Origin of the sequence: Ancylobacter vacuolatus, from assembly GCF_030813595.1 — a bacterium.
Taxonomy (GTDB): domain Bacteria; phylum Pseudomonadota; class Alphaproteobacteria; order Rhizobiales; family Xanthobacteraceae; genus Ancylobacter; species Ancylobacter vacuolatus.
In genome coordinates this window covers 475,952-493,958 of record NZ_JAUSUH010000003.1, presented here as the reverse complement: position 1 = coordinate 493,958, position 18,007 = coordinate 475,952, and the positions used below count along the sequence as shown (strand labels likewise).

Genomic DNA, 18,007 nt, shown 5'->3' with positions numbered 1-18,007 from the left:
CGATGACGCCTCGTTCTGCCGCGCACGCCGCCGCGCTTGTCGCCCTGCTCGCCGCCGGGCTGGTGGCGCTCTGGCCGGCGGCGGCGGCCGCGCGGGAGATCGTCGACCTCGCCGGCCGCACGGTCACCGTGCCCGACAAAGTGGAGCGCCTCATCATCGGCGAGGGCCGCTATATCCCGGCCCTTGCCATTCTCGACCGCGACGAGCCCATCGGCCGCGTCGTCGGCATGATGGGCGACTATGAGCAGGTCGATCCGGCGACCTATGCCCGCTTCCGCGCGCGCTTCCCCGCCATCGCCGACATTCCCCGCTTCGGCCGCGCCTCGCCGGACAGTTTCAGCGTGGAGCGGGCTTTGGCGCTGCGCCCGCAGGTCGCCATTTTCGGGCTCGACGGGCACGGGCCGGGCGCGAGCAATGCGCGGGTGATCGAGGTGCTCGAACAGGCCGGCATCGTCCTCGTCTTCATCGATTTCCGCACCGATCCGCTGGTCAACACGCCCAAAAGCATCGAGGTGCTCGGGGCCGTGCTGGGCCGCGAGCGTGAGGCGGCGTCGTTCGTCGCCGAGTGGCGCGCCGCCTATGACGTCGTGCGCGATCGGCTGGCGCGGCACCGCCCGCCGGCACCGCGCGTCTTCATTGAGAGCCGGGTGGGCCTCATGCCCTGCTGCGAGACCATGGTGCGCGGCATGATGGGCGATTTCGTCACCGCGGCGGGCGGCACCAACCTCGCCGCCGGCGTCATCCCGGCCGATGCCGGCACGGTCAGTCTCGAATATCTGCTGGTCAACCCGCCGGACATCTATATCGGCACCGCTATCGGCAGCGCATCAAGCCCGCCCGACAGTCCGTGGATCGCGCTTGGGCCGGATGTCGCGGCCCAGCAGGCGGCCGAGAGCCTCGCCCGCGCCACAAGGCGCGTCGGCATCGCCGAACTGCCGGCGGTGAAAGCCGGCCGGGCGTTCGCCGTGTGGCACCATTTCTACAATTCGCCGTTCAATGTCGCGGCGCTGCAGGCGTTCGCGAAGTGGCTCCACCCCGAGCTGTTCGCCGATCTCGACCCGGAAGGCCTGCTGCACCGGCTGCACCAACGCTTCCAGCCCTTCCCGCTGGAAGGCACCTACTGGACCTCGTTGCAACAGCCGCCCTAGGCCGCCACGCGACAGTCGAACATCTTAAAGGCGCGCGAACAGAACGCTTGTCTTGCGTCCACGTGTCGGTTATCGTCGACATATGGACACGGATCAAGCTCTTTCCGCCTTCGCCGCGCTGTCGCAGCCGACCCGGCTCGATGTCTTCCGGCTGCTCGTCGCCCATGAGCCGGAAGGGCTGGCGGCGGGCGAGGTGGCGCGCCGGCTCGATGTGCCGCACAACACGCTCTCCACCCATTTTGGCATTCTCGCCCGCGCCGGGCTGGTCGCGGCGGAGCGCCAGAGCCGGCTCATCATCTACCGCGCCCAGCTGGAGGCGGTGCGTCATCTGGCTTCCTTCCTCCTGAAGGAGTGTTGCGGCGGCAAGCCGGAGATCTGCGCCCCGCTCATCGCCGATCTTCAGCCCTGCTGCCCCGCCGGGGCGCATCCGGCCGACGCCTATGACGCCCAAGGAAACTCCACTAAGGAGGCCTGCGATGTCGCCTGACAGTGCCGACGTCACGATCTTTCACAACCCCGCCTGCGGCACCTCGCGCAACGTGCTGGGGCTGATCCGCAATGCCGGGATCACGCCTGTGATCATCGAATATCTCAAGACACCGCCAACTCGCTCCGAACTGGTTTCGCTCATCGCCCGCATGGGCATTCCGGTCCGCGCCGTGCTGCGCGAGAAGGGCACGCCCTATGCCGCGCTCGGCCTCGACGACCCTGCCCTGAGTGACGAGGCGCTGCTCGACGCGATGATGGCCCATCCCATCCTCATCAACCGGCCGATTGTCGTCACCCCGCGCGGCGTCAAGCTGTGCCGGCCGTCGGAGAGCGTGCTCGACCTTCTCGACGCGCCCCAGCGCGGCGAGTTTCGCAAGGAGGACGGCCAGCTGGTCATCGACATCAACGGCAACCGCGCCGCCTAGAGCACTTCCCCGATTCATTGTATCGGGGAAGTGCTCTAGGCTATTGAATCCACGCGTTTTCTTGACGCGAACCGGTATCCACTTCGCTCGAAAACGCTCTGAACCCGAACCGGAACCCCCGATGTCCCAGACCCTGGCGCTCACGCCCCGGCCCGCCGCGCGGCTGTCCTTTCTCGACCGCTACCTCACCGTGTGGATCTTCGCGGCGATGGCGCTCGGCGTCGCTCTCGGCACGGTGTTCACCGGCCTGCCGGAGGCGCTGAACACGCTCTCGGTCGGCTCCACCAACATTCCGATCGCGATCGGGCTGATCCTGATGATGTACCCGCCGCTGGCCAAGGTGCGCTACGAGGAGTTGCACCTTGTGTTTGCCGACAAGCGGGTGCTGGTGCTCTCGCTGGTGCAGAACTGGCTGATCGGCCCGACGCTGATGTTCGCCCTGGCGGTGATCTTCCTGCGCGACTACCCGGAATACATGACCGGGCTGATCCTCATCGGGCTCGCCCGCTGCATCGCCATGGTGCTGGTGTGGAACCAGCTCGCCAAGGGCGACAACCAATATGTCGCCGGCCTGGTGGCGTTCAACTCGATCTTCCAGATCCTGTTCTTCTCCACCTATGCCTGGCTGTTCCTCACCGTGCTGCCGCCCTTGTTCGGGCTGGAGGGCAGCGTGGTGGATGTCAGCTTCTGGACCATCACCGAGGCGGTGCTGATCTATCTCGGCATTCCGTTTCTGGCCGGGTTCCTCACCCGCCGGCTGCTGATCGCCCGCAAGGGGCCGGACTGGTACGCCAACGTGTTCCTGCCCAGGATCAGCCCGATCACGCTCGGCGCGCTCTTGTTCACCATCGTCGCCATGTTCAGCCTGAAGGGCGGCGATCTGGTGCGCCTGCCGATGGACGCGGTGATCATCGCCATCCCGCTGACCATCTACTTCATCGTCCAGTTCCTCATCAGCTTCGCGATGGGCCGACTGATCGAGGCGGATTATCCGCGCACCACGGCCATCGCCTTCACCGCCGCCGGCAATAATTTCGAGCTGGCGATCGCGGTCGCCATCGCCGCCTTCGGCCTTGCCTCGCCCGTGGCGTTTGCCGCCGTCATCGGGCCGCTGGTCGAGGTGCCGGTGCTGATCCTCCTCGTGCATGTCGCGCTGCGGCTCGGCAGAAGGTGGTTTCCACGGACAGCGCCCGACGCCTGAGGGGCGCCGGCTGATATTTCGACAATTGTCGAAACAGAGCTTGACCGGCGATGGCGACGGCGCCTAGCTTATTTCCATGAATCTCGAACAAGCCGCACGCCAACTTGAATCCCTGGGCAATCCGACCCGCCTGCAGATCTACCGGACGCTGGTGCGGGCGGGTCATGCCGGCCTGCCGGTCGGTGGCCTGCAGGAGCGGATCGGAATCGCCGCCTCCACGCTGTCGCATCATCTGAAGCGCCTCGTCGACACCGGGCTGGTGACGCAGGAGCGCCACGCCACGACGCTGATCTGCCGCGCGCATTATCCCGCCATGGACGCGCTGATCGGCTATCTCGCCGACGAATGCTGCGCCGATGCCGGCTGCGTCGCCTCCGAAGCCGCGGCGAGCTGACTCTCTGGGCCTGTATTTCCAAGATGCCGGAAGGATAGAAAATGGACCCCGCATCGAAGCCCGACCTTCCGGTCGCCATCATCGGCGCCGGCCCTGTGGGGCTGGCCGCTGCCGCCCACGCCGTGCGGCGCGGCTTGACGCCGCTGATCTTCGAGCGCGGCCCCAGCATAGCCACCGCGCTGCGCAGCTGGGCGCATGTGCGTGTGTTCACGCCGTGGCGATACAATGTGGACGCCGCCGCCCGGGAGCTGCTGCTGGAGCGGGGCTGGCAGGCGCCCGATCCCGACGCCTTGCCCACCGGTGCCGACATCATCCGCGACTATCTGGAGCCGTTGGCGCGTCATCCCGCCCTCGCGCCGCATCTGCGCTGCGCTGCGCAGGTGCGCGCCATCGCCCGCGTCGGCCTCGACAAGCTCACCACCGCCGGCCGGGAGAAGGCGCCGTTCCAGGTCATCTGGCATGGGCCGGAAGGGGCCGAGCAGCGCACCGAGGTGCGCGCCGTGCTGGACGCATCAGGCACCTGGCACCAGCCGAACCCGCTTGGCGTCGATGGGCTGCCTGTTCCCGGCGAGCGCGAGGCGCAGGACCTCATCGCCTATGGCATTCCTGACATTCTGGGGTCTGCCCGCGCCGACTATGCCGGTCGTCGCGTGCTGGTCGTCGGCAGCGGGCATTCCGCCATCAATGCGGTGCTCGACCTGCTACGCCTGCAGGAGGAGGCGCCGGAGACCCGCATCCTCTGGGCGCTGCGCCGCAACGGGCTGCAAAAGGCGCTGGGCGGCGGTCTCGATGACAAGCTGGCGGAGCGCGGGGCGCTTGGGCTCGCGGCGCGGCGGGCGGTCGAGACGGGCCGGCTCGCCGTGCTCTCTCCCTTCACGACCGAGCGGCTGGAGCGGGCGGGCGAGGCGCTGGCCCTGACAGCGCGGGTGGACGGCGACCCGCGCAGCCTCACCATTGACCGCCTCATCATCGCCACCGGCTCGCGGCCCGACCTGTCGCTGTGCCGTGAAGTGCGGGCCGCACTCGATCCGGTCGTCGAGGCCCCGCTGGCGCTCGCGCCGCTGATCGACCCCAATCTGCATTCCTGCGGGACCGTGCCGCCACATGGCGCGACGGAGCTGGCGCATCCGGAACCCGGCTTCTACATTGTCGGCTCGAAATCCTACGGACGGGCGCCGACCTTTCTGATGATGACGGGTTACGAACAGGTCCGCTCCGTCATCGCCGCGATCGCCGGCGATCACGCGGCGGCGCGTGACGTGCAGCTGGTGCTGCCCGAGACCGGCGTGTGTAGCACCGCCCCGCGTGAAACCGGCGCCGCCTGTTGCGCGCCTCCCACGCCGACGATGCCCGCCGCCTCCACGGCCTGCTGTGGAGTGCCGGCGTGAGCGAGAATGTTCTTGTCGCCGGTGCCGGCGAGCATCGCCCGCCCGGCGCCCGCAGCCTGTTCGTCACCGGGCTCGGCATCGGGCAGGTCTGCTCCTGGGGCTCGCTCTATTACAGTTTCCCGCTGATCGCCGAGGCGATGGGCCATGAGCTCGGCTGGTCGAAAAGCGCGCTCTATGGCGCGGCGACGCTGGGGCTCGCCTTCGCGGGGCTTGCGGCCTACCCCATCGGCGCCGCCATCGACCGGGGCCATGGCCGGCTGATCATGACCACAGGCTCGGTTCTGGCCGGGCTGCTGCTGGTGCTGTGGTCGCAGGTTGAGAGCCTCGTTCTGTTCTATGTCGCGGTGGCCGGCATCGGCGCGCTGCAGGCGGCGACGCTGTACGATCCCGCCTTCGCCGTCATCGCCCGCCGCTCCGGCCCCTCGCATGCGCGGGCGGGGATCACGGCGCTGACCCTGTGGGGCGGCTTTGCCTCCACCGTGTTCATCCCGCTGGTGCAGCTGCTGCTCGATACGGTGGGCTGGCGCGAGGCGCTCATGGTGCTGGCGGCGATCAACATCCTCGTCTGCGCCGGCTGCTACTGGTCGGTGATCGACCCCGCCGCCGACGCGCCGACGCACCGCTCCTCTTCCTCGCCGGCCCCGCTCAGCGGCCGGGCGGCGGTGGCCTGGGCGGCGCGCCAGCCGGTGTTCTGGGCGCTGGCGGTGGCCTTCACTGCCTATTCCGCCGCCTTCTCGGCCTTCACCTTCCATCTCTACCCGATGTTGGTGGAGAAGGGGTTCGAGGTCTCCGCCGTGGTCGCGGCGATGACGCTGATCGGCCCGGCGCAGGTGGCGGGGCGCGTTGCCATCTGGGTGTTCGCGCCGCGCGCGCCGGTGCGGCTGATCGGCTCGGTCACTGTGGCGGTGTTCCCGCTGGCGCTGGTGGCGCTCGATGTGCTGCCGCCGAGCTTCCTGCTGATCGCGCTCGTCGCTTTGTTCTATGGCGCGGCCAACGGCATCACCACCATCGTGCGCGGGCTCTCCGTGCCGGAAATGCTCACCCGCGAGGCCTATGGCGCGGTGAACGGCGCGATGTCGGCGCCGAGCACGATCTCGCGCGCGGTGGCCCCGCTGGCGGCGGCGCTGATCTGGTCGATGTCCGGCTCCTATGACGGCGTGCTCCTTGCCATCATCGTCCTGACCCTGCTGCTCGCCGTCGGCTTCTGGCTGGCCGCCTTCCTGTCGCGCCGCGCATCATCCGAGGCTGCCCGATGACCACAGACGATTTCACCGACGCGCTCGACCCCGCCCATTTCGACCGGCCGGACGCGGACAAGCTGGCGCCCGCTAGCCCGCTGACGCATCCCCCGCGCATCCTGCTGCTGTATGGTTCGCTGCGGGAGCGGTCCTATAGCCGGCTACTGGTCGAGGAGGCCGCGCGCCTGCTCACCGCCATGGGGGCGGAAACGCGCATCTTCGATCCGCACGGCCTGCCGCTGCCGGACAGCGTGCCGGCGGAGCATCCCAAGGTGCAGGAGCTGCGCAGCCTGTCGGAATGGTCGGAAGGCCAGGTCTGGTGCAGCCCGGAGCGGCACGGCACCCTCACAGGCGTGTTCAAGTGCCAGATCGACTGGCTGCCGCTGGAATATCGCGGCATCCGCCCGACGCAGGGGCGCACGCTGGCGGTGATGCAGGTGTCGGGCGGCTCGCAATCCTTCAACGCGGTGAACACGCTGCGCGTGCTCGGCCGCTGGATGCGGATGATCACCATCCCCAACCAGTCTTCGGTCGCCAAGGCGTTCGAGGAATTCGATGAGGCCGGGCGGATGAAGCCGTCGCCCTATTATGACCGGGTGGTCGACGTGATGGAGGAACTGATGAAGTTCACTCTGCTCACCCGCGACCGCCGGGACTATTTCACCAGCCGCTACAGCGAGCGCCGCGAGGCCGCGCTCAAGGCGGCGGTGGCGGCGGAGGCGGATCTTTCCACCATCGCCATGACCGGGACGGCCCCGTCGCGGTGACAACGGCGGCTGATTATGTCGATCCGTCCCGAAATAAAGCCGATAGAAACAGCGCTTATCCGCCATTTCGCGCTCCAGAGGCGCTGACACTGTCACGGAACTGTCATCCCGGGCTGCTACGGCGCAGCGAGCCGCGAGAGATCGCGCGCGTCAGCCAGCCGAGAGGAAACCGGGCATGAGAGTCGGCATCAACGGCATGGGGCGGATCGGGCGGCTGGCGCTGCGGGCGGCGATGGGGGCCGCCGAGCGGCAGGCAAGCGATCCGCGCGCCGGCAACCGGCTCGACATCGTTCATCTCAACGAGATCAAGGGCGGCGCAGCGGCCACCGCGCATCTCATCGAATTCGACAGTGTGCAGGGCCGCTGGCGGGCACAGATCGAGGCGTCGGGCGAGGAGGCCATCACCATTGAAGGCACCCGCCTTTCCTTCTCCGCCCAAGCCGCGCCGGCCGATATCCCGTGGGGCGATCTCGGCGTCGATGTGGTGCTGGAATGCACCGGCAAGTTCCTCACCCCGGCCGCGCTGCAGGGGCATCTGGACCGGGGCGCCAGGCGCGTCATCGTCGCCGCGCCTGTTAAGGACCCCTCGGTGCTCAATGTCGTCGTCGGCGTCAACGAGCAGCTTTATGAGCCGGCGAGGCACCCCATCGTCACGGCGGCGTCCTGCACCACCAACTGCCTCGCCCCTGTCGTGAAGGTGGTGCATGAGGCGATCGGCATCCGCCACGGCCAGATCACCACCATCCACAACCCGACCAACACCAATATGGTGGTCGACGCCCCGCACAAGGATCTGCGCCGCGCCCGTTCCGCCCTGCTGTCGCTGCAGCCGACCACGACCGGCAGCGCCACCGCCATCGCGCTGATCTACCCGGAGCTGAAGGGCAAGCTGAACGGTCATGCGGTGCGCGCGCCTGTTCTCAACGCCTCGCTCACCGATGCGGTGTTCGAGATGCAGCGCCCGACCAGCGTCGAGGAAGTGAACGAGCTGTTCCGCGCCGCCGCGCAGGGCCCGCTCAACGGCATTCTCGGCTATGAGCCGCGCGCGCTGGTGTCAGTCGACTATGCCCGCGACACCCGTTCCTCCATCGTCGACGGGCTGTCGACCATGGTCACCGATGAGACGCTGCTCAAGGTCTATGCCTGGTACGACAATGAGATGGGCTATGCCTGCCGCATGGTCGATCTCGCCTGCCACATGCGCGAGGTCGGGATCTGACGATGACCGTTTCCTCAGTGGGTTCCTCCGGCAGCGGGCTGCGCAACTACGCCATCGTGACGGCGGCCTATTGGGGCTTCACCCTCACCGATGGCGCCCTGCGCATGCTGGTGCTGTTCACCTTCTTCCAGCTCGGCTATTCGCCCTTCACGCTCGCCTTCCTGTTCCTGCTCTATGAGGCGGCGGGCATCGGCGCCAATTTCATCGGTGGCTGGCTGGCGGCGCGCTACGGCATCACCCGCATGCTCACGGTGGGGCTGGTGACGCAGATCGCCGGCTTCCTGCTGCTGTCGGCGGTGTCGCCGGAATGGGGCAGCACGCTGCTGGTCACCTGGGTGCTGCTGGCGCAGGGCGTGTGCGGCGTCGCCAAGGACCTGACCAAGACCGCCTCGAAATCGGCGATCAAGATCACCGAGTCGCAGGCGGGCGGGCAGGCGGAGGGCCGGCTGTTCAAATGGGTGGCCTGGTTCACCGGCTCGAAGAACGCGATGAAGGGTGTCGGCTTCTTCCTCGGCGGCCTGCTGCTGCAGCTGGTCGGCTTCCGCTACGGGCTGTGGCTGATGGCGGGGGCGCTGTTCCTCGTCATGCTCGGCGTGGTGTTCTCGCTCCCCGCCATGATGGGCAAGGCCAAGGCCAGCGCCAGCGCCCGCGAACTCTTCGCCAAGTCGAAGGGCATCAACCTGCTGGCGGCCGCACGCGTTGCTCTGTTCGGCGCGCGCGACGTGTGGTTCGTGGTCGGCGTGCCGGTGTTTCTCTATGCCAATGGCTGGACCTTCACCATGGTCGGCGCGTTTCTGGCGCTGTGGACCATCGGCTATGGACTGGTGCAGGCGGCGGCACCCTCGCTGGTGGCGCGCAGCCGCGATGGCCTGTCGCGCGAGGTGCCGGCGGCGCGTATGTGGTCGCTGGGGCTCGCCCTCGTGCCGGTGCTGATCGCCGCCGCGCTGGCGCTCACCCCACCCGACCCGACACTGGTGCTGGTCGTCGGTCTTGCCGTGTTCGGCGTCGCCTTTGCGGTGAATTCCTCGGTGCATTCCTATCTCGTGCTCGCCTATGCGGGCTCGGAGAAGGCGGCGGAGGATGTCGGCTTCTACTATGCTGCCAACGCCGCCGGGCGCTTCCTCGGCATTCTCGCCTCCGGCTTCCTCTACCAGCTCGGCGGTATCACCGCCTGCCTCCTCGGCTCGGCGGTGATGTTGTTCGTCTGCTGGCTGGTGACGCTGGCGCTGCCGACCCAGGCGGACGCGCCGACATCGACCGTTCGTCCCGTCCGGTGACGCGCGCCTAGGCGAGGAGGGCTGGCGCAGCGGCTGCGCCGCGCGTGTTGACGAAGATGGCGTAGAGCGAGGTGTGGCCGCAGATGAACAGCCGGTTGCCGGCCGCGCCGCCAAAGGCGAGGTTGCCGACGCGCTCGGGCACGCGGATCTTGCCGAGGAGTTGCCCTTCCGGCGTGTAGCAGTGCACCCCGTCGCCGGCACTCGACCACAGTCGCCCGGCCTCGTCGACGCGAAACCCGTCCGGGGCATGGGGCGTCACCTCGGTGACGACCCGGCCATTCTCCAGCGTGTTGTCGGCGCGGACGGTGAAGGCGCGGATATGGCGGTTGCCGGCCTCGCGGCCGATGCCGCCGGAATCGGCGATATAGAGCACGCGTTCATCGGGTGAGAAGGCAAGGCCATTGGGCTGGTCGAAATCGTCGGCCACCACGGCCAGCGTGCCCGCGCGCGGGTCGAGGCGGAACACATAGCGCCCCTCCTGCTCGGGCTCCGCCCGGCCGCCCTCATAATCCGAGGCGATGCCATAGGTCGGATCGGTGAACCAGATCGTGCCGTCCGACTTCACCACCACGTCGTTCGGTGAATTGAGCCGCCGCCCCCGGTAGCGGTCGGCCAGAACGGTGAGCGTGCCGTCCGGCTCGGTGCGGGTGAGGCGACGGGTGCGGTGCTCGCAGGTCACAAGCCGCCCCTGCCGGTCGCGCGTATTGCCATTGGCGAAGTTGGAATCGGCCCGGAACACGCCGACGGCCTGCGTGTCCTCGCACCAGCGCATCAGCCGGTTATTGGGAATGTCGCTCCAGATCAGGCAGCGCTGGTCGGCGAAATAGACCGGCCCCTCGCACCAGCGCATCCCCGAATGCAGGCGCTCCAGCCAGGCGATGGGGAGGACGAGGTCGCGGAAGCGGGGATCGATGATCTCGAAGACATCAAGCATCGGGGTAGCCTCGGTGGAGATGGGGAGAGCCTGCGGCATGCCGGAGACAGAGGAACCCGGCCGACGGGCTTGCGCAACTGGTATAATGAGATACTCTTGCTACCATCGAGCGGCAGAAGACCGCCGATGCCTGGGAAATCCATCAAGAGCCCCAACAACGGGGCCAATGGGAGGAACGATATGCGCCTGAAAACCCTTTCGCGCGCCTGTGCGACAGCCTGCGCGACCTTTGCCCTCGTTGCCGCCGGCGCCCTGCCGGCGCTGGCCACGCCTGATAAGCCGGTGATCGCGCTCGCCAACGCCTATTTCGGCAATAGCTGGCGCCACCAGATGGTCGACGCCTTCAAGGAAGCCGCCGAGAAGGCCAAGGCCGATGGCAGGATCGCCGACTACATCATCCTGAATGGCGACGGCACCGTCGCCCAGCAGAACAGCCAGATCGCCGAGCTGATCCTGAAGAAGGTCGACGCCATCGCCGTCGACGCCGCCTCCGAGACGGCGGTGAACGGCATCATCGAGAAAGCCTGCAAGGCCGGGATCAAGGTGGTGTCGTTTGACTCCATCGCCTCCGCCCCGTGCAACTGGCAGCTCAATTTCGACTTCAAGGGCTATAAGCGCGACCAGGCCGAGTGGGTGCTGAAGAAGATCGGCGGCAAGGGCAATGTCATCGTCGTGCGCGGCGTGAAGGGCTCGGCGCCGGATGCCGACATGTATGGCGCGCAGGAAGCCGTGCTGAAGAACTACCCCGACGTGAAGGTGGTGGCGACCGTCTATGGCCAGGCCACCGCCTCCGTCGCCCAGTCGGCAGTGGCCAATGCGCTGCCCAGCCTGCCGCATGTCGACGCGGTGCTCGGCCAGGGCGGCTCGGACGACACCGGCATCGCCCAGGCCTTCGACCAGTATGGCGGCGAGTACGCCAAGAAGATGCCGGTGATCGAGGGCGGCGGTTCCTCCAACTTCATCCAGTGGTGGGCGAAGCAGAAGGACGCCAACGGCTATTCCACCATCTCGATGAACACCACCCCCGGCATTGGCGGCGCCGCCTTCTGGCTGGCCTATGAGCTGGTCAAGGGTGCCAACCCGCCCAAGCTGATGATCATGCCGGTCGCCACCGTCACCGACGACAACCTCAAGGACTATCAGAGCCTTCCGGCCGGCGTTATCGTCAGCCCGTCCTATTCCCAGCAATGGGTGCAGGACAATCTGCTCAAGGCGAAGGCGGGTAACTGACCCGCCGGCCGATCGCTTCCCGAGGCAGACCACGGAACCTGATGATGACGGCAGTCTTTCCTGCCGCGCAGGACACCCCGGCCGCCAGGGCCGGGGTGTCGGCGCCGCTTCGCCGCTCGCCCCCCGCCACCGGGATGGACCCTGGCGCCCCCCACCCGCCGGTCGTGCGTCTGTCCGGCATCTGCAAGGCGTTCGGCCCCACCCGGGCCAATGACGGCATCGACCTTATGGTCGCGCCCGGCGAGGTGCTGGGCCTCGTCGGCGGCAATGGCGCCGGCAAGTCAACGCTGATGCGCGTGCTGTGCGGCGTCACCCGCGCCGATGCCGGCAGCCTGCAGATCCGCGGCGTCGACATCGCCCCCGACCTCTATGACACCGCGCTGGCGCAGGCCGGCGGCATCCGCATCGTCCATCAGGAGCTGTCGCTGTGCGACAATCTCTCGGTGGCCGAGAATTTCTTTCTGGAAGCGCCGGAGGCGGCGCGGGCGCTGCCCGGCTGGCGCCGCATCTTTCGCGCCCGCGCCCGCGCCGCGCTGGACGAGGTGTTTCCCGATCACGGGATTTCGGTCGACGCCCGCGTCGCCCATCTCGCCATAGGCCAGCGGCAGATGGTGGAGATCGCCCGCGCCGTCGCCACCCCACAGGTGCGGCTCGTCATTCTCGACGAGCCGACCTCCTCGCTCGGGCTGGAGCGCAGCCGCCAGCTGCGCGCCTTCATCAAGGCCCGCACCAGAGAGGGGCTCGCCTTCATCTTCATCAGCCACAAGCTGCAGGAGGTGGTGGACATCGCCCACCGCGTTCTGGTGCTGCGCAATGGCCGTTCCGTCTGGTCCGGGCCGGCCGTGGAGGCGAGCGTGGAAGCGCTGGTGCAGGCGATGGGCGGCCCGGCTGAGGGGGTGATGCTGAGCCGCCGCGCCGCCCGCCCCGCCATCGGCGAGGGGGCGCGCGAAAGGGTCCGCCTGAGCGGCGCCCTCATTGCCCCGCTCGGGCGCGATGTGGTGCTGCGCGCCGGCGAAGTGGTCGGCCTTGCCGGGCTGGAGGGCTCGGGCCAGCGCGACCTGCTGCACGCGCTGCATGGACGGCCCGGCTCGGGCATCTCCCGCGCCGGCAAGGCGAGCTTCGTCTCCGGCGACCGGCAGAAGGAAGGCGTCTTCCCGCTCTGGAGCGTGCTCGCCAACATCGCCCTCGGCCGGCTGGAAAGCCGGGCGCCGCTGGGGCGGGTCGATGACGGGCAGGAGCGTGACGCCGCCCGCGCCGCCGCCGAAAAGCTGAAGCTCGATCCCGCCCGGTTCGATTCCCCCATTCTCGACCTGTCCGGCGGCAACCAGCAGAAGGCGCTGGTCGCCCGGGCGCTGGTGGGCGAGGCCGAGACGATCCTGTTCGATGATCCCACGCGCGGCGTCGATGTCGCGGCCAAGGAGGATTTCTACGCGCTCATCGGCTCGGTGGCACGGGCCGGGCGCCTCGTCATCTGGCACTCGACGGAAGATATCGAGTTCCTGGAGTGCGACCGGGTGCTGGTGTTCTCAGGCGGGCGCATCGTGCGCGAGCTGGTGGGCACCGCGATCACCGAGAAGGCGATCGTCGATGCGTCCTTCGCCGGCACCGGCGCTTTGGAGCGCGACGCCACCGCCGGCGCGCGCGGGCCGCTGGACCGGCTGGTCGATCTCGCCCCCTTTGCCAGCCTCGCCGCCGTCTTCGCGCTGATGGCCTGGGTGAACCCGCTCACCGTCTCGATGTTCGGGCTCGAATTGCTGCTGGGCCCGGCGATCGCGCTGGTGCTGGTGGCGCTGGCGCAGATGTTCGTCGTCGGCGGCAGCGAGATCGACCTCGGCGTCGGCGCCTTTGCCGGCCTCGTCAATGTGCTGAGCGCCACGCTGCTGTTCGACACGCCCTGGCTCGGCGTGGCGGCGCTCCTCGCCAGCGTCCTCGCCTATGGGCTGATCGGCGCGACGATCCAGCTGCGGCGCATCCCCGCCATCGTCGTCACTCTGGGGGCGTCCTTCATCTGGCTCGGCCTTGGCTACACGCTGCAGCCCACCCCCGGCGGCGCCGCGCCGGAATGGCTGTCGGCGGCCTTCGCCTGGACGCTGGCCGATGTGCCGGCGACGCTCATCCTCATCGCCGTGGCGGCCATCATCGCCCTGGCGATCGACCGCTCGCCGTTCGGCGTCGTGCTGCGCGGCTTCGGCAATAACGCGCAGGCGATGACGCTGGGCGGCTGGTCGCCGCTGCGCTACGCCATCCTGCGCTACATGCTGGCGAGCCTGTTCGCGCTGGCGGCGGGCCTGTCGCTCACCGCCATCAACACCGCCAGCGACATCAATGCCGGCGGCCCGTTCACCCTCATCAGCGTCGCCGCCGTGGTCATGGGCGGCTGCGCGCTGATCGGCGGGATGATCTCGCCGCTCGGCGTGGTCGCGGGCGCGCTCACCCTCGCTTTGGTGGGGGCGCTGCTCGGCGCGCTCGGCGTCTCCACAGACTATAACGCCGCCGTGCAGGGCTGCCTGCTGCTGTCCATGCTGGCGCTGCGCGCGCTCGCCGATCGCCGGGAGGCTCGCCGATGACCGCGCTGATGGAACGGCTGGAGCGCCACCGGTGGGTCTGGTCGGCGCTTGGCGTGCTGCTGCTCTGGGCGGTGCTGGCGATCACCACCGGGCGCTTCAGCCTGCATTCGCTGTCCGGGGTGGCGATCTCGGCGAGCTTTCTCACCCTCGTCGCCCTCGGCCAGATGCTTGTTGTCACCACAGGGCGCGGCAATATCGACCTGTCGATCGCCAGCGTGCTGACGCTGAGCGCCTATGCCAGCATCGTGGTGGCCGCCGGATCGGACGCCCGCCTGCCGCTGGCGCTGGCGGCGGTGCTCGGCATCGGCCTGGTGACGGGGCTCGCCAATGCGCTGCTGGTCGTCGTGCTGCGCATCCCCGCCATCATCGCCACGTTGGCGACCGGCTATATTCTCGCCACCGCCACGCTGATCGCCAATCGCTGGGCGGCGGGCTTCTCGATGAGCCCCTTCCTGAAGACGCTGGCCGCCGGCCGGGTCGAGGGCGTGCCGCTGATGCTGGTCATCGCGCTGATCGCGGTGGCGCTCGCCGGCCTGCTGCTGGGCCGCACCGTCTATGGGCGCCGGCTCTCCGCTGTCGGGCAGAATGAGCGCGCGGCGGCGCTGGCCGGCATCCGCACCGGCCGCGTCGTCACCGGCGCCTTCCTCGCCTCCGCCCTGCTGGCGGCGCTCACCGGCATGCTGCTCGGCGCCTATGTCGGCGGCGCCTTTCTGGAGATGGGCCAGCCCTATCTGCTGCAGTCGCTCGGCGCGGTGGTGCTCGGCGGATCGCTGATCTTCGGTGGTTCCTCCACCGCGCTCGGCACGCTGTGCGGCAGCTTCCTGCTCATCCTCATCGTCACCACCATGCAGATCGCCGGCCTGCCGGCGGGGACGCAGGACATCGTGCAGGGGCTCGTCGTCATCGCCGTGCTGGCGCTGGCGGGCGGGCGCGCGGTGCGCCGCCGCCGCGCCGCCCCCAAGCCGGAGGCTGTGGCGCCATGACCGCCGCCGTTTCTCCCGAGGCGCGCCTTCTGGCGCTGTTCGGCACAGAAGAGCCGGAGCCGCAGGCTCACCTGCTCAAGGCCGGAGCGCTGAGCGCCGAACTGATCGACGGCAATCTGCGCAATATCCGCTTCCACGGCGTCGAGGTGCTGCGGGCGATTTCCTTCGTGGTGCGGGACAAGGACTGGGGCACCTATGCGCCCGTGCTCCATGATCTCGTCATCGAGGAGGGGGCGGACCGCTTTCAGGTCCGCTACCGCGCCGCCTGCGTCGGGGCCGGCGGCGAGACGCTGGTCTATCGGGGCCGCATCGAGGGCCGCCACACCGGCCTCGTCTTCGAGGGCGAGGCGGTGCCGGAGGGCGACTTCCTCACCAATCGCTGCGGCTTCACCGTCCTTCACCCCGTGGTCGGCCTCGCCGGCACCGAGGTGGAGGTGGAGCATGTCGACGGGCGCCGCGTGCCGGCGCGCCTGCCTGAGCTGATCGACCCGGCGCAACCCTTCAAGGACATGCGGGCGATCACCCACAATGTCGCGCCGGGGGTGCGGGCGACCTGCCATATGGAGGGCGACGCCTTCGAGATGGAGGACCAGCGCAACTGGTCCGATGCCTCCTACAAAACCTATGTCCGCCCGCTGGCCTTGCCCTGGCCCTATGTCCTGCCGGCCGGCGTGCCGGTGCGGCAGCGCGTGACGCTCGCCATCGTCGCGGAAGCCGCCGCCACGCTGCCACCATCCGGCGACGCGCCGGTGGCGCTCACATCAGGCGCGACGCGGGGGCGGCTGCCGATCTTCGGGCTGGTGATCGCCCCCGAGGAGGCCGCCGCGACGCGGGGCGCCGGCGATGAGCTGGCTCACATCGCGCCGCAAAGCCTGCTGTTTCATTTCGACCCCACCGCCGGGCACGGGCCGGCGGAACTCGCGGCCTTCGCCAAGCTCGCGGCCGCGCAGGGCGGGGAGTGCGTGCTGGAATATGTGGTCCCGTGCGCGCGGCCGCTGGACGAGGAGTTCGGCGACCTCGCCGGGCAGGTGGCGGCGGCCGGGCTGCGGCTCGACGCCATCGCCGTCAGCCCCTCGGTCGACCGTCGCTCGACCCCGCCCGGCAGCGCCTGGCCGCCCTGTCCGCCGCTGGAGGAGGTCTATGCCGCCGCCCGCCGCGCCTTCCCCGCGCTGCGGCTCGGCGGCGGCATGTTCAGCTATTTCACCGAGCTGAACCGCAAGCGCCCGCCGGTGGCGCTGCTGGATTATGTCACCCACTGCACCTGCCCGATCGTGCATGACGCCGATGATCGCTCGGTGATGCAGACGCTGGAGGCGCTGCCCTTCATCCTGCGCTCGGCGCGGGCCATCATCGGCGCGCGCACGCCCTACCGCATCGGCCCCTCGACCCTCGGCATGCGGCAGAACCCCTATGGCGCGCGGGTGATGCCGAACCCCGAGCGCCGGCGGGTGCCGATGGCGCAGATCGACCCACGGCAGGACGGCCTGTTCGCTGCCGCCTGGATGGTCGGCACCGCCGCGCGCCTCGCCGAGGCGGGGGTGGAGAGCTTCACCGGCGCGGCCCTCACCGGCCCGTTCGGCCTGCTGGCCGGGCCGGGGGAGGGCGGGCGCCGCCCCGTCTTCCATGCCGCGCGGTGGCTGGCGGCGATCGGTGGCGCGCCGGCGATCGCCATGGCTTCCGCCGATCCGTCACGGGTGCTGGCGCTGGCCGGCGCGACGCGAGCCGGCGACCGGGTACTGCTGGCCGCGAACCTGACGCCACGCGAGCAGGCCCTGGCTCTGCCCTTTGGTGGCCGCGCCCTGCTGCTGGATGAGACGAGCGTGCATGCCGGCGAAGGCCCGCGCCCGGTGCAGGCGACGGGCAAGACCGTCACCCTGCCGCCCTATGCCGTGCTGCGGGTCGAGGGCTGAGCCTCAGATCATTTCACTGTTTCACGGAAACGGCGAAATGATCTAATTCTTTGTTTTGCCGCGTTTTCTTCACGCGAACCGGTACCCACTTCGCTCGAAAACACTTTAGCCCTGCCGGGTGAACAGCGCGCTGGAGCGGTCGAGATGCTTGACCATCAGCGCCTCGGCGCCGTCGGCATCGTGGCGGGCGATGTGGTCGATGATCTCTGCATGCTCGACCAGGGTGACGTTTTCGCGGCCGGACCAGGTGAGCATTTCCGTATAATATTGGCGCAGCCAGGACAGCATCGCCTCGCTCACCGCCTCGAAGATCGTATTGCCGGAGATCGCCGCGATCTGGGTATGGAAGCGCATGTCATAGGCGATGAACTGCTTGGGCTCGCTCACCGCCTTGGCCTGCTGGTCGAGAATGCCGCGCAGCCGCGCCACATCCTCGGCGGTGGCGCGCTGCGCCGCCTCGCGGGCCATGCCGCGCTCGAAAAAGCGGCGGGCCTGCTTGAGATGTTCGAGGCTGTCCGGCGAGGCGGAGAGCAGGATCTGCGCCGTGAGGTCCACCTGCTGGAACAGCGAGCGCGCCGAGAGCTGCTGCACCCGCGCCCGCTCGCCATGGGTGATGGCGATGAGGCCGATATTGGCCAGCGCCTGCATCGCCTCGCGGATGGCGGGGCGGCCGACGCCGAAGCGCTCCATCAGGTCGCGCTCGGAAGGCAGGGCGTCGCCCGGGCCCAGCTCGCCCGAGGTGATCAGCGTCTTCAGGCGGTCGAACACCTCATGGGACAGTTTTCGTCGCACTATGGTGTCGGAAACATCAGCCATTCACACGCTCCTGCCAGGTCT

16 protein-coding genes are annotated in these 18,007 nt (G+C 68.9%); 14 read left to right on the top strand and 2 right to left on the bottom strand.

The window, feature by feature from the left end:
- Positions 1-2: 2 nt before the first annotated feature.
- The 10 genes from J2S76_RS10060 to arsJ all read left to right on the top strand — a co-directional run bounded on the left by J2S76_RS10060 (position 3) and on the right by arsJ (position 9,546).
- Positions 3-1,148: a TroA family protein gene (locus J2S76_RS10060; protein WP_307060032.1), complete on the top strand. Its 1,146-nt coding sequence runs from the start codon at positions 3-5 to the stop codon at positions 1,146-1,148.
- Between the two features lie 82 nt (positions 1,149-1,230).
- Positions 1,231-1,635, top strand: a complete 405-nt coding sequence (locus J2S76_RS10055) for an ArsR/SmtB family transcription factor (RefSeq protein ID WP_307060030.1) — start codon at positions 1,231-1,233, stop codon at positions 1,633-1,635.
- On the top strand, positions 1,625-2,062 hold the full coding sequence (arsC, locus tag J2S76_RS10050) for an arsenate reductase (glutaredoxin) (RefSeq protein WP_307060028.1): 438 nt from the start codon (positions 1,625-1,627) through the stop codon (positions 2,060-2,062). Before J2S76_RS10055 ends, arsC begins: the two co-directional genes overlap by 11 nt.
- Before the next feature lie 121 nt (positions 2,063-2,183).
- Positions 2,184-3,263 carry an ACR3 family arsenite efflux transporter gene (gene arsB, locus J2S76_RS10045; RefSeq protein ID WP_307060026.1) on the top strand — a complete coding sequence of 360 codons (1,080 nt, stop codon included), beginning with the start codon at positions 2,184-2,186 and terminating at the stop codon, positions 3,261-3,263.
- Positions 3,264-3,339: 76 nt separating this feature from the next.
- Positions 3,340-3,657, top strand: coding sequence for an ArsR/SmtB family transcription factor (locus J2S76_RS10040; protein WP_307060024.1), 318 nt, complete (start codon positions 3,340-3,342; stop codon positions 3,655-3,657).
- A 41-nt stretch (positions 3,658-3,698) separates the two neighbouring features.
- Positions 3,699-5,045, top strand: a complete 1,347-nt coding sequence (locus J2S76_RS10035; RefSeq protein ID WP_307060022.1) for an FAD-dependent oxidoreductase — start codon at positions 3,699-3,701, stop codon at positions 5,043-5,045.
- Positions 5,042-6,301: an MFS transporter gene (locus J2S76_RS10030; RefSeq protein WP_307060020.1), complete on the top strand. Its 1,260-nt coding sequence runs from the start codon at positions 5,042-5,044 to the stop codon at positions 6,299-6,301. Before J2S76_RS10035 ends, J2S76_RS10030 begins: the two co-directional genes overlap by 4 nt.
- Complete coding sequence (arsH, locus tag J2S76_RS10025; RefSeq protein WP_307060018.1) at positions 6,298-7,050, top strand: arsenical resistance protein ArsH; 753 nt, start codon at positions 6,298-6,300, stop codon at positions 7,048-7,050. The genes J2S76_RS10030 and arsH overlap by 4 nt, the downstream gene beginning before the upstream one ends.
- Before the next feature lie 175 nt (positions 7,051-7,225).
- On the top strand, positions 7,226-8,269 hold the full coding sequence (locus J2S76_RS10020) for an ArsJ-associated glyceraldehyde-3-phosphate dehydrogenase (protein ID WP_307060015.1): 1,044 nt from the start codon (positions 7,226-7,228) through the stop codon (positions 8,267-8,269).
- Positions 8,270-8,271: 2 nt separating this feature from the next.
- Positions 8,272-9,546 (top strand): organoarsenical effux MFS transporter ArsJ, encoded by a 1,275-nt coding sequence (gene arsJ / locus J2S76_RS10015; RefSeq protein WP_307060013.1) that lies wholly within the window; start codon positions 8,272-8,274, stop codon positions 9,544-9,546.
- Between the two features lie 7 nt (positions 9,547-9,553).
- Here the strand turns inward: arsJ and J2S76_RS10010 are convergent, their stop codons facing one another.
- Complete coding sequence (locus tag J2S76_RS10010; protein WP_307060011.1) at positions 9,554-10,480, bottom strand: SMP-30/gluconolactonase/LRE family protein; 927 nt, start codon at positions 10,478-10,480, stop codon at positions 9,554-9,556.
- Between the two features lie 180 nt (positions 10,481-10,660).
- Here J2S76_RS10010 and J2S76_RS10005 point away from each other — a divergent pair, with 180 nt between their 5' ends.
- Genes J2S76_RS10005 through apnL form a run of 4 tightly spaced genes read left to right on the top strand, consistent with a single transcriptional unit; the run spans position 10,661 to position 17,170 of the window.
- Positions 10,661-11,710, top strand: a complete 1,050-nt coding sequence (locus tag J2S76_RS10005) for an ABC transporter substrate-binding protein (protein WP_307060009.1) — start codon at positions 10,661-10,663, stop codon at positions 11,708-11,710.
- Between the two features lie 41 nt (positions 11,711-11,751).
- The gene (locus J2S76_RS10000; protein WP_307060006.1) at positions 11,752-14,277 is read left to right on the top strand and encodes an ATP-binding cassette domain-containing protein; all 2,526 of its coding nucleotides are present in this window, start codon (positions 11,752-11,754) and stop codon (positions 14,275-14,277) included.
- Positions 14,274-15,260, top strand: a complete 987-nt coding sequence (locus J2S76_RS09995; protein WP_307060004.1) for an ABC transporter permease — start codon at positions 14,274-14,276, stop codon at positions 15,258-15,260. Before J2S76_RS10000 ends, J2S76_RS09995 begins: the two co-directional genes overlap by 4 nt.
- Positions 15,257-17,170 carry a D-apionate lactonase gene (apnL, locus tag J2S76_RS09990; RefSeq protein ID WP_307060002.1) on the top strand — a complete coding sequence of 638 codons (1,914 nt, stop codon included), beginning with the start codon at positions 15,257-15,259 and terminating at the stop codon, positions 17,168-17,170. The genes J2S76_RS09995 and apnL overlap by 4 nt, the downstream gene beginning before the upstream one ends.
- Before the next feature lie 105 nt (positions 17,171-17,275).
- Here apnL and J2S76_RS09985 read toward each other — a convergent pair whose 3' ends face one another.
- Positions 17,276-17,986: a transcriptional regulator NanR gene (locus J2S76_RS09985; protein ID WP_307060000.1), complete on the bottom strand. Its 711-nt coding sequence runs from the start codon at positions 17,984-17,986 to the stop codon at positions 17,276-17,278.
- Positions 17,987-18,007: the final 21 nt, after the last annotated feature.

What these genes read in the sequence shown, in the direction of transcription:
- arsB (WP_307060026.1), top strand. Translation starts at nt 2,184, where the DNA reads ATGTCCCAGACCCTGGCGCTCACGCCCCGGCCCGCCGCGCGGCTGTCC.
- J2S76_RS10020 (WP_307060015.1), top strand. Translation starts at nt 7,226, where the DNA reads ATGAGAGTCGGCATCAACGGCATGGGGCGGATCGGGCGGCTGGCGCTG.
- apnL (WP_307060002.1), top strand. Translation starts at nt 15,257, where the DNA reads ATGACCGCCGCCGTTTCTCCCGAGGCGCGCCTTCTGGCGCTGTTCGGC.
- J2S76_RS09995 (WP_307060004.1), top strand. Translation starts at nt 14,274, where the DNA reads ATGACCGCGCTGATGGAACGGCTGGAGCGCCACCGGTGGGTCTGGTCG.
- J2S76_RS10010 (WP_307060011.1), bottom strand. Translation starts at nt 10,480, where the DNA reads ATGCTTGATGTCTTCGAGATCATCGATCCCCGCTTCCGCGACCTCGTC.
- arsJ (WP_307060013.1), top strand. Translation starts at nt 8,272, where the DNA reads ATGACCGTTTCCTCAGTGGGTTCCTCCGGCAGCGGGCTGCGCAACTAC.
- J2S76_RS09985 (WP_307060000.1), bottom strand. Translation starts at nt 17,986, where the DNA reads ATGGCTGATGTTTCCGACACCATAGTGCGACGAAAACTGTCCCATGAG.
- J2S76_RS10000 (WP_307060006.1), top strand. Translation starts at nt 11,752, where the DNA reads ATGATGACGGCAGTCTTTCCTGCCGCGCAGGACACCCCGGCCGCCAGG.
- J2S76_RS10055 (WP_307060030.1), top strand. Translation starts at nt 1,231, where the DNA reads ATGGACACGGATCAAGCTCTTTCCGCCTTCGCCGCGCTGTCGCAGCCG.
- arsC (WP_307060028.1), top strand. Translation starts at nt 1,625, where the DNA reads ATGTCGCCTGACAGTGCCGACGTCACGATCTTTCACAACCCCGCCTGC.
- arsH (WP_307060018.1), top strand. Translation starts at nt 6,298, where the DNA reads ATGACCACAGACGATTTCACCGACGCGCTCGACCCCGCCCATTTCGAC.
- J2S76_RS10060 (WP_307060032.1), top strand. Translation starts at nt 3, where the DNA reads ATGACGCCTCGTTCTGCCGCGCACGCCGCCGCGCTTGTCGCCCTGCTC.
- J2S76_RS10040 (WP_307060024.1), top strand. Translation starts at nt 3,340, where the DNA reads ATGAATCTCGAACAAGCCGCACGCCAACTTGAATCCCTGGGCAATCCG.
- J2S76_RS10035 (WP_307060022.1), top strand. Translation starts at nt 3,699, where the DNA reads ATGGACCCCGCATCGAAGCCCGACCTTCCGGTCGCCATCATCGGCGCC.
- J2S76_RS10005 (WP_307060009.1), top strand. Translation starts at nt 10,661, where the DNA reads ATGCGCCTGAAAACCCTTTCGCGCGCCTGTGCGACAGCCTGCGCGACC.